This window comes from Streptomyces pristinaespiralis, from assembly GCF_001278075.1.
Lineage (GTDB): Bacteria > Actinomycetota > Actinomycetes > Streptomycetales > Streptomycetaceae > Streptomyces > Streptomyces pristinaespiralis.
In genome coordinates, this window is record NZ_CP011340.1 from 2592303 (window position 1) to 2605166 (window position 12864).

Annotated in this window: 10 protein-coding genes; 1 reads left to right on the forward strand and 9 read right to left on the reverse strand. The window is 70.6% G+C overall.

Annotated elements, in window-relative coordinates; translation table 11 throughout:
- Positions 1–188 precede the first annotated feature (188 nt).
- The 7 genes from SPRI_RS10740 to SPRI_RS10770 all read right to left on the reverse strand — a co-directional run bounded on the left by SPRI_RS10740 (position 189) and on the right by SPRI_RS10770 (position 9508).
- Positions 189–1883, reverse strand: a complete 1695-nt coding sequence (locus SPRI_RS10740) for a proline--tRNA ligase (RefSeq protein WP_037773634.1) — start codon at positions 1881–1883, stop codon at positions 189–191.
- A gap of 65 nt (positions 1884–1948) precedes the next feature.
- Positions 1949–2518, reverse strand: coding sequence for a GNAT family N-acetyltransferase (locus SPRI_RS10745; RefSeq protein WP_050791470.1), 570 nt, complete (start codon positions 2516–2518; stop codon positions 1949–1951).
- A gap of 49 nt (positions 2519–2567) precedes the next feature.
- Positions 2568–3410 carry a GNAT family N-acetyltransferase gene (locus tag SPRI_RS10750; RefSeq protein ID WP_037776238.1) on the reverse strand — a complete coding sequence of 281 codons (843 nt, stop codon included), beginning with the start codon at positions 3408–3410 and terminating at the stop codon, positions 2568–2570.
- A gap of 166 nt (positions 3411–3576) precedes the next feature.
- Positions 3577–4746 carry a flavodoxin-dependent (E)-4-hydroxy-3-methylbut-2-enyl-diphosphate synthase gene (gene ispG, locus SPRI_RS10755; RefSeq protein WP_005311253.1) on the reverse strand — a complete coding sequence of 390 codons (1170 nt, stop codon included), beginning with the start codon at positions 4744–4746 and terminating at the stop codon, positions 3577–3579.
- 167 nt (positions 4747–4913) lie between these two features.
- On the reverse strand, positions 4914–6215 hold the full coding sequence (locus SPRI_RS10760) for a M50 family metallopeptidase (protein ID WP_005311255.1): 1302 nt from the start codon (positions 6213–6215) through the stop codon (positions 4914–4916).
- Positions 6212–7462 carry a 1-deoxy-D-xylulose-5-phosphate reductoisomerase gene (gene dxr / locus SPRI_RS10765; RefSeq protein WP_005311257.1) on the reverse strand — a complete coding sequence of 417 codons (1251 nt, stop codon included), beginning with the start codon at positions 7460–7462 and terminating at the stop codon, positions 6212–6214. The genes SPRI_RS10760 and dxr overlap by 4 nt, the downstream gene beginning before the upstream one ends.
- Before the next feature lie 87 nt (positions 7463–7549).
- Entirely contained in the window at positions 7550–9508 is a 1959-nt protein-coding gene (locus SPRI_RS10770) for an acyl-CoA dehydrogenase family protein (RefSeq protein WP_005311258.1), read from the reverse strand.
- Between the two features lie 335 nt (positions 9509–9843).
- Between SPRI_RS10770 and SPRI_RS10775 the strand changes: the two genes are divergently transcribed.
- Positions 9844–10200: a hypothetical protein gene (locus tag SPRI_RS10775; RefSeq protein ID WP_234020364.1), complete on the forward strand. Its 357-nt coding sequence runs from the start codon at positions 9844–9846 to the stop codon at positions 10198–10200.
- Between the two features lie 112 nt (positions 10201–10312).
- Here the strand turns inward: SPRI_RS10775 and SPRI_RS10780 are convergent, their stop codons facing one another.
- Together SPRI_RS10780 and SPRI_RS10785 are read right to left on the reverse strand one after the other, a co-directional pair.
- On the reverse strand, positions 10313–11929 hold the full coding sequence (locus SPRI_RS10780; RefSeq protein ID WP_037773636.1) for a phospholipase D family protein: 1617 nt from the start codon (positions 11927–11929) through the stop codon (positions 10313–10315).
- A gap of 268 nt (positions 11930–12197) precedes the next feature.
- The gene (locus tag SPRI_RS10785) at positions 12198–12695 is read right to left on the reverse strand and encodes a hypothetical protein (protein WP_053556881.1); all 498 of its coding nucleotides are present in this window, start codon (positions 12693–12695) and stop codon (positions 12198–12200) included.
- Positions 12696–12864 lie beyond the last annotated feature (169 nt).

Below are 12864 nucleotides of genomic sequence, written 5' to 3' on the forward strand. Positions count from 1 at the left end.
GCCGCTGCGCGGGGCGTTTTCCCGGGGGCTTTGCCCCTTCCCGAACCGGGCTCCGCCCGGACCCGTACCGCTCCGCGCGGTGTCCTCAATCGCCGGACGGGCTGGATACTCCGGCCTCGCCGGCGATTGAGGCGCGGGGGTCCGGGGGGTCTCCCGGTGCCCCGCGCAGCGGCCCTCGACCCCGCGCACTACCCCCGCAGCCGCGCCACCGCGTCCGCCACCGTGAGCTCCTCCCGCTCGCCCGTGCGGCGGTCCTTCAGCTCCAGGACGCCCTCGGCCGAGCGGCGGCCCGCCACAAGGATCTTGGGGACGCCGATCAGCTCCGCGTCGGTGAACTTCACGCCCGGCGAGACGCCCGCGCGGTCGTCGACCAGGACCCGCAGGCCCGCCGCGCCGAGCTGCTCGGCGACGTCGAGGGCGAGCTCGGTCTGCAGGGCCTTGCCCGCGGCCACGACGTGGACGTCGGCCGGGGCGATCTCGCGGGGCCAGCACAGGCCCTGCTCGTCGGCGGTCTGCTCGGCGAGCGCGGCCACCGCGCGCGAGACGCCGACGCCGTACGAACCCATGGTCACGCGGACGGGCTTGCCGTTCTGGCCGAGCACGTCGAGCTGGAAGGCGTCCGCGTACTTGCGGCCGAGCTGGAAGATGTGGCCGATCTCGATCGCGCGGTCCAGCTTGAGGCCGGTGCCGCACGAGGGGCACGGGTCGCCGTCCTCGACGACCACGACGTCGAGGTAGTCGTCGACCTGGAAGTCCCGGCCGGCGACGACGTTCTTGGCGTGGAAGCCCGCCCGGTTGGCGCCGGTGATCCACGCGGTGCCGGGGGCCACGCGCGGGTCGGCGATGTAGCGGACCTTCTCGAGGCCCTGCGGGCCGACGTAGCCGCGGACCAGGTCCGGACGGTCCACGAAGTCCTCCGCGGTGACCAGCTCGACCTCCGCGGGGGCCAGGTGGTCGCCCAGCTTGCCGAGGTCGACCTCGCGGTTTCCGGGTACGCCGACGGCGACGATCTCGCCGTCCACCTTGACCAGCAGGTTCTTCAGGGTGGCGGACGCCGGGACACCCAGGTGGTCGGCGAGCGTCTCGATGGTCGGGGTGTCGGGGGTGTCCAGCTCCTCGACAGGGCCGTGCTCCGCGCCCTCGACGGGGGCGAGCGCGAAGGTGACGGCCTCCGTGTTGGCCGCGTAGTCGCAGGACGGGCAGTACACGAAGGTGTCCTCGCCGGCGGGGGCCGGGGCCAGGAACTCCTCGGAGGCGGAGCCGCCCATCGCACCCGACACCGCGGAGACGATCTTGTGCTTGAGGCCGAGGCGCTCGAAGATCCGGACGTACGCCTCACGGTGCAGGGCGTAGGACTCGGCGAGACCCTCGTCGGAGGTGTCGAAGGAGTACGAGTCCTTCATCTGGAACTCGCGGCCGCGCAGGATGCCCGAGCGCGGACGCGCCTCGTCGCGGTACTTCGTCTGGATCTGGTACAGGATCACCGGCAGGTCCTTGTAGGACGTGCACTGGTCCTTGACGAGCTGGGTGAAGATCTCTTCGTGGGTCGGGCCGAGGAGGTAGTCGGCGCCCTTGCGGTCCTTGAGGCGGAACAGCTCCGCGCCGTACTCCTCCCAGCGGCCCGTCGCCTCGTAGGGCTCCTTGGGCAGCAGCGCCGGCAGCAGCACCTCCTGCGCGCCGATGGCGTCCATCTCCTCGCGCACGACGCGGGTGACGTTCTCCAGGACGCGCTTGCCGAGCGGCAGCCAGGACCAGATGCCCGCGGCGTTGCGACGGACGTAACCGGCGCGCACGAGGAGCTTGTGGCTGAGCGTCTCTGCGTCCGCCGGGTCGTCGCGCAGTGTCTTGACCATCAGACGGGACATGCGCTGGACCTGGGCCATGGTGAACTCCTGCTCGGAACGTGTGATGTGCAGGAGGTTAGCCGGGGCGCAGCCGCAGGCGGAAATCAGTTCGCGCGCAGCAACGGCAGCCGGGCGCCCATCACCGCGTAGGGACTGGGGGCGCTCGGGAAGAGCACCTGGCCTGCGAGGTCCTGGTAACCGAGCCTTCGGTACAGGGCGCGGGCCGGGCTCTCGGTGTCGATCGCGGACAGGATCGAGCGGGGCAGGCCGCACCCGTCGGTGATGGTGGTGATCAGTTGGCGTCCGATGCCTCGTCCCTGGAAGCCGGGGTGGACGTGGAGTTCGGTGATGACGAACGAGTCGTCGAGCCATTCGTCGTTGCCGCCCCGGCGCAGGTACGGCTCGACCACGGTGGACCACCAGTGGCTGCGGTCGTTGGGCATGCCGTAGACGAATCCGACGAGCCGGCCCGCCTCTGTGGTCGCTCCGAGCGCCCGGGCTCCCGGATTCTGCAGGTGACGCAGCACGATGTAGCGGCGGATGTCGATCTCGTCGTCGCTGAGCCCGAAGGCGAGCGCCTGCACGGCGAGCGCTTCGTCGACCCGCCCGGTCAGATCGAGCGGTTCGACGACGACGTCGGGGGCCTGCGAGCCGTCCCCGCTGAGTGCTGCCATGGCCGAACCCTACTTGTCGTCGTGGCTGCCCGGCACGGGGTGCCGGGAATCAGAACAGCACGCTCATGAAGGCGCCGACCTCTTGGAAGCCGACCCTGCGGTAGGACGCTCTGGCGGCGGTGTTGTAGTCGTTGACGTACAGGCTGACGACCGGGGAGACGTCCGCGAGGGCGTAGCGCAGGACGGCCGCCATGCCGGTCTCCGACAGTCCCCTGCCCCGGAACTCGGGGTCGACCCAGACGCCCTGGATCTGGCACGCCTGGGGGGTGGCCGCGCCGATCTCGGCCTTGAAGACGACCTTGCCGTCGTCGATGCGGGCGAAAGACCGTCCGGCACCGACGAGTTCGGCGACGCGGGCCTGGTAGAGGAGTCCGCCGTCGCCGGCCATCGGCGAGACGCCGACCTCCTCGGTGAACATGGCCACGCACGCCGGCATGATCACGTCCATCTCGTCCTTGCGGATGCGGCGGACGTCCGGGTCGGGCTCGATGCCGTCCGGCATCCGCTCGGTGACCATGAGGGGCTGGTTGGCGCGCACGTCCCTGGCCGGGCCCCAGCTCGGTTCGAGGAGCCGCCACAGCAGGGCGGTGGGCTCCGCCGGGCCGACGATCGACGAGCAGCGGCGGCCGGCCCGCCGGGCACGGTCGGCGAAGGCGCGGACGGCTTCCGGGGTGGCGCAGATGGGCACGAGGTTGGCGCCGGAGTAGCACAGGGAGCGCAGCTGTCCGTCCGTGTAGTAGCCCCACATCTCGCCCCCGAGTCGCCACGGGTCGAGTCCGGCGACCTGCACACGGGCGGTGACGAAAGCATTCGTCACGGGCTCGCTCTCGAGGATGGCGAGCGCTGCGCCGAGGTCGCCCGGGCCGAGGACCCGGGTGGTGGTCTGCGTCAACACGAGGGCGCCTCATCACACGGTTTGCTGGTTCTGGCACTGTACCCGGCACGCCCACGGCGTGGCGCGTGCACGAGAAGACCCCGCCGACCGGAAGGGCGACGGGGCCTTGTGGATCCGGGGTGCCGGCTGGCTCGGGGCGAGCCGGCCGGTCTGGGGGTGCGGGTCAGGCGCCGGGCTCGCCCACGGCGACCACGTCGGGGGTGCCGGAGGCGACGCCGTCCTTCTCCATCTGCTCCGCGATCTTCATGGCCTCTTCGATGAGCGTCTCGACGATCTTCGACTCGGGCACTGTCTTGATGACCTCGCCCTTGACGAAGATCTGGCCCTTGCCGTTGCCGGAGGCCACACCGAGGTCGGCCTCGCGGGCCTCTCCGGGTCCGTTGACCACACAGCCCATGACGGCGACGCGCAGCGGGACCTCCATGCCCTCGAGTCCGGCGCTGACCTGGTCGGCGAGCTTGTAGACGTCGACCTGGGCGCGGCCGCAGGAGGGGCAGGAGACGATCTCCAGGCGGCGCTGGCGGAGGTTCAGCGACTCCAGGATCTGGATGCCGACCTTGACCTCCTCGGCCGGCGGCGCGGACAGGGAGACACGGATGGTGTCGCCGATGCCCTCGCTCAGCAGCGCACCGAAGGCGACGGCGGACTTGATGGTGCCCTGGAAGGCGGGGCCGGCCTCGGTGACGCCGAGGTGCAGCGGGTAGTCGCACTGGGCGGCCAGCTGGCGGTAGGCGTTGACCATGACGACCGGGTCGTTGTGCTTGACCGAGATCTTGATGTCGCGGAAGCCGTGCTCCTCGAAGAGGGACGCTTCCCACAGGGCCGACTCGACGAGCGCCTCGGGGGTCGCCTTGCCGTACTTCTCCAGCAGGCGGCGGTCCAGGGAGCCCGCGTTGACGCCGATCCGGATCGGGGTGCCGGCCTCGCCGGCGGCCTTGGCGATCTCCTTGACCTTGTCGTCGAACTGCTTGATGTTGCCCGGGTTCACCCGCACCGCGGCGCAGCCGGCGTCGATGGCCGCGAAGACGTACTTCGGCTGGAAGTGGATGTCCGCGATCACCGGGATCTGGGACTTCCTGGCGATGGTGGCCAGCGCGTCCGCGTCGTCCTGGGTCGGGCAGGCGACCCGGACGATCTGGCAGCCGGAGGCCGTGAGCTCCGCGATCTGCTGGAGGGTGGCGCCGATGTCGGACGTCCTGGTCGTCGTCATCGACTGCACGGAAACGGGCGCGTCACCGCCGACGGCGACGGAGCCGACCTGGATCTTCCTGCTGACCCTGCGGTCGGCGAGCTTCGTCGGAACGGAGGGAATTCCGAGAGAAATTGCAGTCATCTGCTGTGCAACCCCAAGGTGTGGATCGTGGTCCCGGATCGGCGGGCTCCAGCCCTTGAGATTACGGCACTGGCGTTCGGCGGGGCACATCGGACACCGAAGTCCACCCAAAGGTGACGGCCGGGCACGAAGCGTGCCCGGCCGTGACAGGAGCCCCAGGGGACCGCTCAGCTGATCTTCACCGGGTTGACGATGTCGGCCACCAGCACGAGCAGCGTGAAGCAGATGAAGATCCCCGCCACCACATAGGCGACCGGCATCAGCTTCGCCACGTCGAACGGGCCCGGGTCGGGGCGCCGGAACACCTTGGCGATCTTCCTCCGCACCGACTCCCACAGCGCTCCGGCGATGTGTCCGCCGTCCAGCGGGAGCAGGGGCAGCATGTTGAAGAGGAACAGGGAGAGGTTGAAGCCGGCGAGCAGCATCAGGAACGTCGCGACGATGTTGGTCGTCGGCACGTCGAGGTTGAGCACCTCACCGCTGAGGCGGGCGGCGCCGACGACGCCGACCGGGGAGTCGTCCTTGCGCTCACCGTCGCCGAAGGCGGCGTCCCACAGGTCGGGGACCTTGGACGGCAGGGCGACGATCGCCTCCGCGCCGTTCTCGATCATGCCGCCCATGCGGTCGACGGAGTCACCGAACGACAGCGGGAGAATCTCGGTCCTGGCGGCGAAGCCGAGGTAGCCGGCCGGGACGAACTCCTCCGGGACGACCTCCCCGTCCTCGTCCTTCTTGGCCACCGTGTTCTCGATGAGCGTGGCCTTCAGGACCTGCTCCGTGCCGCCGCGCTCGACGGTGATGGTGGCGGGGCCGATCGTCTCCCGGATACGGGTCGACAGCGTGGCCCAGTCCTCGACGGGCTCGCCGTTGAACGCGACGATCTTGTCGCCCTCCCGCAGCCCGGCGGCGAACGCCGGCGACTCGGGGTCGCTCTTCGCGCAGGTGTCGCGCTTCTCGCTCTGCGCGATGACGCACTTCTGCACGCCCGCGACCTCGGTGGTCTGCGTCGGCGAGCCGAAGGTCATCATCACGCCGAGGAAGATCGCCACGGCGAGCACGAGGTTCATGAACGGGCCGGCGAACATGACGATGACGCGCTTCCACGGCTTGCGCGTGTAGAAGAGGCGGGTCTCGTCGCCGGGCTTCAGCTCCTCGTACGCCGCGGAGCGCGCGTCCTCGATCATTCCGCGCCAGGGCGAGGTGGAGCGGGCCTCGATGCGGCCGTCCTCGCCGGGCGGGAACATCCCGATCATGCGGATGTAGCCGCCCATGGGGATGGCCTTGATGCCGTACTCGGTCTCGCCCTTGTGCCGTGACCAGATGGTCGGGCCGAAGCCGACCATGTACTGGGGCACGCGGATGCCGAAGAGCTTGGCCGTGGAGAGGTGGCCGAGCTCGTGCCAGGCGATGGAGAACAGCAGCCCGACGGCGAAGAGCGCGATGCCCAGAATGGTCAACAGAATGGTCATGCGCGAGCCTCCGCCGTTGCCTTCGCTGCCGTCTCACGGGCCCTGGCCCTGGCCCAGGTCTCCGCTTCGAGGACGTCCGCCACCGTCAGGGAAGTTCCCGACGCGGGGGTGCCGTGTTCGGCGACCACCTCGGTGACCGTATCCATGATGGCGTTGAACGGCAGCCGTCCGTCCAGGAATGCTTCCACGCACTCCTCGTTCGCGGCGTTGAACACCGCCGGCGCCGTGCCGCCCAGCTCCCCCACGTGGCGGGCGAGGCCGACCGACGGGAAGGCTTCGTCGTCGAGCGGGAAGAACTCCCACGTCGAAGCCGTGGACCAGTCGAAGGCGGGGGCCGCGTCGGGGACGCGCTCCGGCCAGCCCACACCGATCGCGATCGGCCCCCGCATGTCGGGCGGCGTGGCCTGGGCGAGCGTCGAGCCGTCCGTGAACTCCACCATCGAGTGAACATACGACTGGGGGTGGACGACGACCTCGATGCGGTCGAACGGGATGTCGTAGAGCAGATGCGCCTCGATGACCTCGAGCCCCTTGTTGACCAACGTCGCGCTGTTCACCGTGATCACCGGGCCCATCGCCCAGGTGGGGTGGGCGAGGGCGTCCTCGCGGGTCACGCCGGCCAGCTCCGCCCGCGTCCGGCCGCGGAACGGGCCGCCCGACGCGGTCACGACCAGCTTGCGCACATCGCCCCGGGTGCCTGCGGCGAGCGCCTGGAAGAGGGCGGCGTGCTCGGAGTCGACGGGGATGATCTGCCCCGGCTTGGCGAGCGCCTTCACCAGCGGCCCGCCGACGATGAGCGACTCCTTGTTGGCCAGCGCGAGGGTCCGGCCGGCCTCGAGGGCGGCCAGGGTGGGGGCGAGCCCGATGGAGCCCGTGATGCCGTTCAGCACGGTGTGGCACGGGGAGGCGGCGAGCTCGGCGGCGGCGTCCGGACCGGCCAGGATCCTCGGCAGCGGCTCCGTCCCGTACAGCGCGGCGAGTGCCTCGCGCAGCGCGGGCACGGCGTCCTCGCGGGCCACCGCGACCGTCCCGGCACGCAGCTTGCGCGCCTGCTCGGCAAGCAGACCGACCCGGCCGCCGGCGGCGGACAGGGCGGTCACCCGGAAACGGTCGGGGTTGCGCAGCACGAGGTCGATGGCCTGCGTACCGATGGACCCGGTGGAGCCGAGGACGACGATGTCCCGGCGGCCTTCGGAAGGATCGAAGACGATGTGCGGGTCCGCGAGGGGAGATGGGCTGTCGCTCATCCCCCCATTGTGGCCGTACTCCCTGTCCGCGTTGACAGGGAGTACCCGGCGGGCCGCCGTGATCGGGCCCGTGGCAGCCGTGGCCCGTCAGCGGATCGGGCGGTGCACGTTCTCCTTCACCGACGGGCCGGGTGTGGCGTCCGCGATCCACGGGCCTTCGCCGCTCGCGTCGACGACACCCTCCTCCAGCCAGCTGTACGTCCCGGAGAGCACGCCGTCGACGACCTTGCGGTCGAGGTCGTCGGTGTTCGACCAGAGGCGGGTGAACAGCTCCTCGACGCGGATCCTCGCCTGGCGGCAGAAGACGTCGGCGAGCTGGTAGGCCTCGCGGCCGTGGTCCCCGGACGCCCGGAGCATGTCCGCGCGGACACAGGCCGCGCTCATCGCGAACAGCTCGGCCCCGATGTCGACGATCCTGCCGAGGAAGCCCTGCTTGGTCTCCATGCGGCCCTGCCAGCGCGACATGGCGTAGAAGGTCGAGCGGGCCAGTTTGCGGGAGCTCCGCTCGACGTACCGCAGATGCGTGGACAGGTCCTGGTGCCCGGCGGGGTGGAACTCGGCGTACGTACGGGGCAGCTGGCCCGGTCCGGTGACGAGTTTGGGGAGCCAGCGGGCGTAGAAGGCGGCCGCGTTCGCCCCGGCCCTGGCCTTGGCGGCCATCGGCTTGTCGGGGTCGATGATGTCGCCGGCGACGGCCAGGTGCGCGTCCACCGCCTCGCGGGCGATGAGCAGGTGCATGATCTCGGTCGAGCCCTCGAAGATGCGGTTGATGCGCAGGTCACGCAGCAACTGCTCGGCGGGGACGGCGCGTTCGCCGCGCGCGGCCAGCGACTCCGCCGTCTCGAAACCGCGGCCGCCGCGGATCTGGACCAGCTCGTCCGCCATCAGGCAGCCCATCTCGGACCCGTAGAGCTTGGCGAGCGCGGCCTCGATGCGGATGTCGTTGCGGTCCTCGTCGGCCATCTGGGAGGCCAGGTCGACGACGGCCTCCAGAGCGAAGGTGGTCGCGGCGATGAAGGAGATCTTCGCGCCGACGGCCTCGTGCTTCGCGACGGGCTTGCCCCACTGCTCGCGTACCGCCGACCACTCGCGGGCGATCTTCAGACACCACTTGCCGGCTCCGACGCACATCGCGGGCAGGGAGAGCCGGCCGGTGTTGAGGGTGGTCAGCGCGATCTTCAGACCCGCGCCCTCGGGACCGATGCGGTTCTCCGCGGGAACGCGCACCTGATGAAAACGGGTGACGCCGTTCTCGAGACCGCGCAGTCCCATGAAGGAGTTGCGGTTCTCGACGGTGATGCCCTCGCTGTCGGCCTCGACGACGAAGGCGGTGATGCCGCCCTTGTGGCCCTCCGACTTCGGCACCCGTGCCATCACTACGAGCAGGTCGGCGACGACACCGTTGGTGGTCCACAGCTTCACGCCGTCCAGGACGTAGTGATCGCCGTCGGGGACGGCCGTCGTGGCGAGGCGGGCCGGGTCGGAGCCGACATCGGGCTCGGTGAGCAGGAAGGCGGAGATGTCGGTGCTCGCCAGCCGCGGCAGGAACTTCTGTTTCTGCTCCTCTGTCCCGAACTGCTTCAACGGCTGCGGCACACCGATCGACTGGTGCGCGGAAAGCAGCGCGCCGATCGCCGGGTTCGCGGAGCCGACGAGGGCCAGCGCCTTGTTGTAGTACACCTGGGTGAGGCCGAGGCCGCCGTACTTGGGCTCGATCTTCATGCCGAGCGCGCCGAGCTCCCGCAGCCCGTTGATCACCTCGTCGGGGATCCGCGCCTCGCGCTCGATGCGGGCGCCGTCGATCTCCGAGTCGCAGAACCGGCGGAGTTTGGAGAGGAACTCCTCGCCCCGCCGGGTGGCTTCACCGGTCGGCACGGGATGGGGATGGATCAGGTCGAGCCGGAAACGTCCGAGGAACAGCTCCTTGGCGAAACTGGGCTTCCGCCAGTCCTGTTCGCGCGCCGCCTCCGCGACCTGTCGTGCCTCGCGCTCGCTGATCTTCGGGGTGTGGGGCTGATGCAGGGGCTTGTCCGTTGGAGCGGACATGAGGCTCACCTCGCCGCGAATCGGGGACCGCCGGATCGATGACCGGCCGGTGGCTACTCGTTCGTAGTACCCGATTCCCGTCACCTCCACCAGCCCGCGTACGGCACCCGTGAAGCGGCCCGGGCTGCCGGAGCGCGGCCCGGCACGCTCCTCGTATCCGCCTGACCTGCGGCGATGCGGTGGGCTGCGAGGACCGGCCCGGATCTCGTCGCATCCGCCCGCGTCCTGCGGCCCGTGAAGCCGTTCGGTGCGCTCCGGTGGGGCGAGAAGGCGATACTCGTCCTGTGGACTGGTCGGAGCGAGCTCGGGCGGCGGAACAGCTTCAAGAGTGGGACGTGGCGATCGCGCTGGTAAGCGCCCACGCCGAGTGCTTCTCCGACGATCCGGACATGCACGACAACCATCTGTGGCACATGGATCTGCTGGCCCGAGCGGAACGGCTTCCAGAGCTCACGGAGCGCGCCCTCACGGATAGCCACGCACGTCGAAGACTCAACAGATCGCTTCGAGAGCGGGGCATGGAGGCGGCGCTGCGTGACCGCGCCGAAGACGGTGACCGTGGCGCCATGTACGTCCTTGTCCGGCTGATGTGCGGGACGGGTCGGGTGCGAGAAGCCCAGAAGGTGGTCCAAGACATCGGCCCGGACGACCGGTACGCACACCGGATCGTGGCCAGAGATCGCCGGCCATAGGTGTCCGGCCAAGACTTCTTGTGAAGTTGCCGGTGCCGACCTCGGTGAGAATGTCGAACGCCCTCGGCAGCAGTCACCACCGCCTGCGTCCCGCGCCTCAGGAGCCGCCCTCTCAGAACGTGTTGCGCAGCCGCAGCCTCATCGGGCGGCCGTCCGGGTCGACGACGACGCGGTACAGCGGCGTCGCGAGCAGCCGCTGCGCCCGCGAGAGCTCCGGCGGGCGGTAGGTACGCAGACGTCCGGGCGGTCTGGGGCCGCAGCGGCCCCCTTCGTGCCAGGAGTCCAGAGCGGCGGCCGCCGACGCGAAGGCGTCGAAGACGCCGACCGGATCGCACAGCTCGTCGTGCGCCTCCGGGTCCGCGGGGCCCTCACGGTCCAGGTGCTCACGCACGAGCTGCAGCCGCAGGTCCCTGGCGAAGCGGCGCGCGCCGTCGCCGAGGCCGGCGGGGTCCCGCGGTTCCCGGGGGTCCCTCGTCCCGTCCAGAACGGCGCAGCTGAGTTCGGAGTCGTGCGTCCACGAGCGCAGGTTGATGTTGTCGGAGCCCACCGCGGCCCAGACGTCGTCGACCACGCACACCTTGGCGTGCACGTACACCGGTGTCCCGGCATGGTTCTCCAGCCCGTACACGGCGACCCGGCCACTGCCCGCCCGCCGCAGTGTCTCCAGCGCGGTGATGCGGCCGATCAGGTTCATCGGCAGCGTGAGGGTGCCGTCCTGCTCGGGGACGGAGGGGATGACGGCGATGAGGCGCAGCTCCGGGTTCCTGCGCAGCGCCCGGGCGAAGTACCCCACGACCTGCGGGGACCACAGGTACTGGTCCTCCAGGTAGATCAGCGCCCGGGCCCGCCGCAGTGACTTCAGGTAGGCACGCGCGATGCTGCGCTCCCCGTCGGGGGCGAAGTCGTAGCCACGCAGCAGCCGGTTGGGGTACGTGCGCAGCACCTGCACCGTGTGCGTGCCGCACGGCGCGGGATCGGGCAGTTGAGGGGGCAGCGGGTTCGCGTGGACATCCTCCCGGTGCAGCAGTTCACGCAGCCGGGACAGCGGGCTGCGGGTGAGGGGCGCCGGATCCGTCCAGCGTTCCCGGAAGACGGTCTCGATGTCGCCGACCGCGGGGCCCCGGATCGCGAGCTGGACGTCGTGCCAGGGTGGTTGGGGCCCGTAAGCCTCGGCCATGGGCTGGGAGCGGTCGTCGCCGCCATGGCCGATGTCGTCGTTGCGGCTGTGCGACAGGTCGATGCCACCGATGTACGCGACGTCGAGCTCGGGGCGCCCGGGGTGGCGCAGCACGACGCACTTCTGGTGGTGCGTCCCGCCGGGACGCACCCGCATGTCCAGCAGATACTCGCCGCCGCCCGCCCGGACCTCCTCGCCGAGGTGGCGGTTCTCCTCCGCGCTGAACTGAAGACTGTCCAGGTGGGACCGCCACACCAGGCCCTTGACGACCACTCCGCGCTCGGCCGCCCGGCGCAGCACGGTGCCGATCTCGGTCCCGGGGCCCGCAAGACGCTCGTCGGGATCGCCGCGCCAGTCGGTGAACAGCAGCAGGTCCCCGTCACGCAGGGCGCGAACGGCGGCGAGCAGCTCGGCGAAGTAGGTCGCGCCGTGGACCAGAGGACGAACGTCGTTGCCGGCCGACCACGCGGCACCGTCGGGACGCCGACGGTCCAAGCGGGTGGCGGGATTGCCACGCTCACCGGCCGTCAGCAGCCAGTCGACGGATTCCACGGACGGCACCTCCGACCTGCGACAGCAGGGCACGTGACGGTTTCTTCGTACCACTCACCGACCGGTCCCGCAGCCGCTGCCTCTCCTGTCGGCAGGAGGTCGGCTGCCCCAACGAGACCGCGTTCACGCTCGCCGGTGCCAGGGTGCGGTCCGCCTCCGCGGCCGGCGTGCAGGAACCTCCGATGTCGCGAGGGCTGCCGGCAGGGGCTGGGCAGTGCCCGCTCACCGCACCTTCCCTTCGGATACCGCCTGCTCCGAACCGCGAGCGTCAGTAGCCGGTGGCCACCTCCTCGGCGGCGCGGCCCTCTCCGGCCATGAACCGCCAGACCAGGGCGTGCCCCAGGACGATCAGGGCGATCAGGCCGAGGGCCGCGGCCTGGATGGGGCGGAGCCCAAGGTGGGGGGCGAGCCCCGGGAAGGCGCCCACCACAGCGATCAGAACGTAGAGCAGCGCGGCGCCACCCTGCTGCCAGGTGACGAACCGGTCGCCACGGGTGCGGGCCAGCAGCCGCAGCGTGCATACGCAGCCGACCACGGCGAGCGCGATGAAGGCCGCCCGCCAGACCTGCGGCTGCTCGGTGCCGCCGACCTGGGCGAAGAGGCCCATGAGGGCAGGCAGCAGGAAGGACAGGTAGATCCCGCCGACAACGCGGCGCAGGGCCGGGTCGCGCATCCACTCGGCATGGTCCTGGACGACGTTCCACCACAGGCCGACCAGGGTGAAGCAGGTGGCGGAGAACAGGGCGTAGAAGGTGCTGACATCCATGGACGACGAGCATGGCAGCGCTCCCGGTTCCGGCAGGCACCACACGCCCACGCCCGCTCCGCCCCGCCGGTACGGACCAGCCGCCGACGGGCGTGGCCTGCCCCGCGGCGCCGTGATGATCAAATGCTTCCGGGAAGCACCGAGGCGCCCAGCAGTCGCCGACACGTCC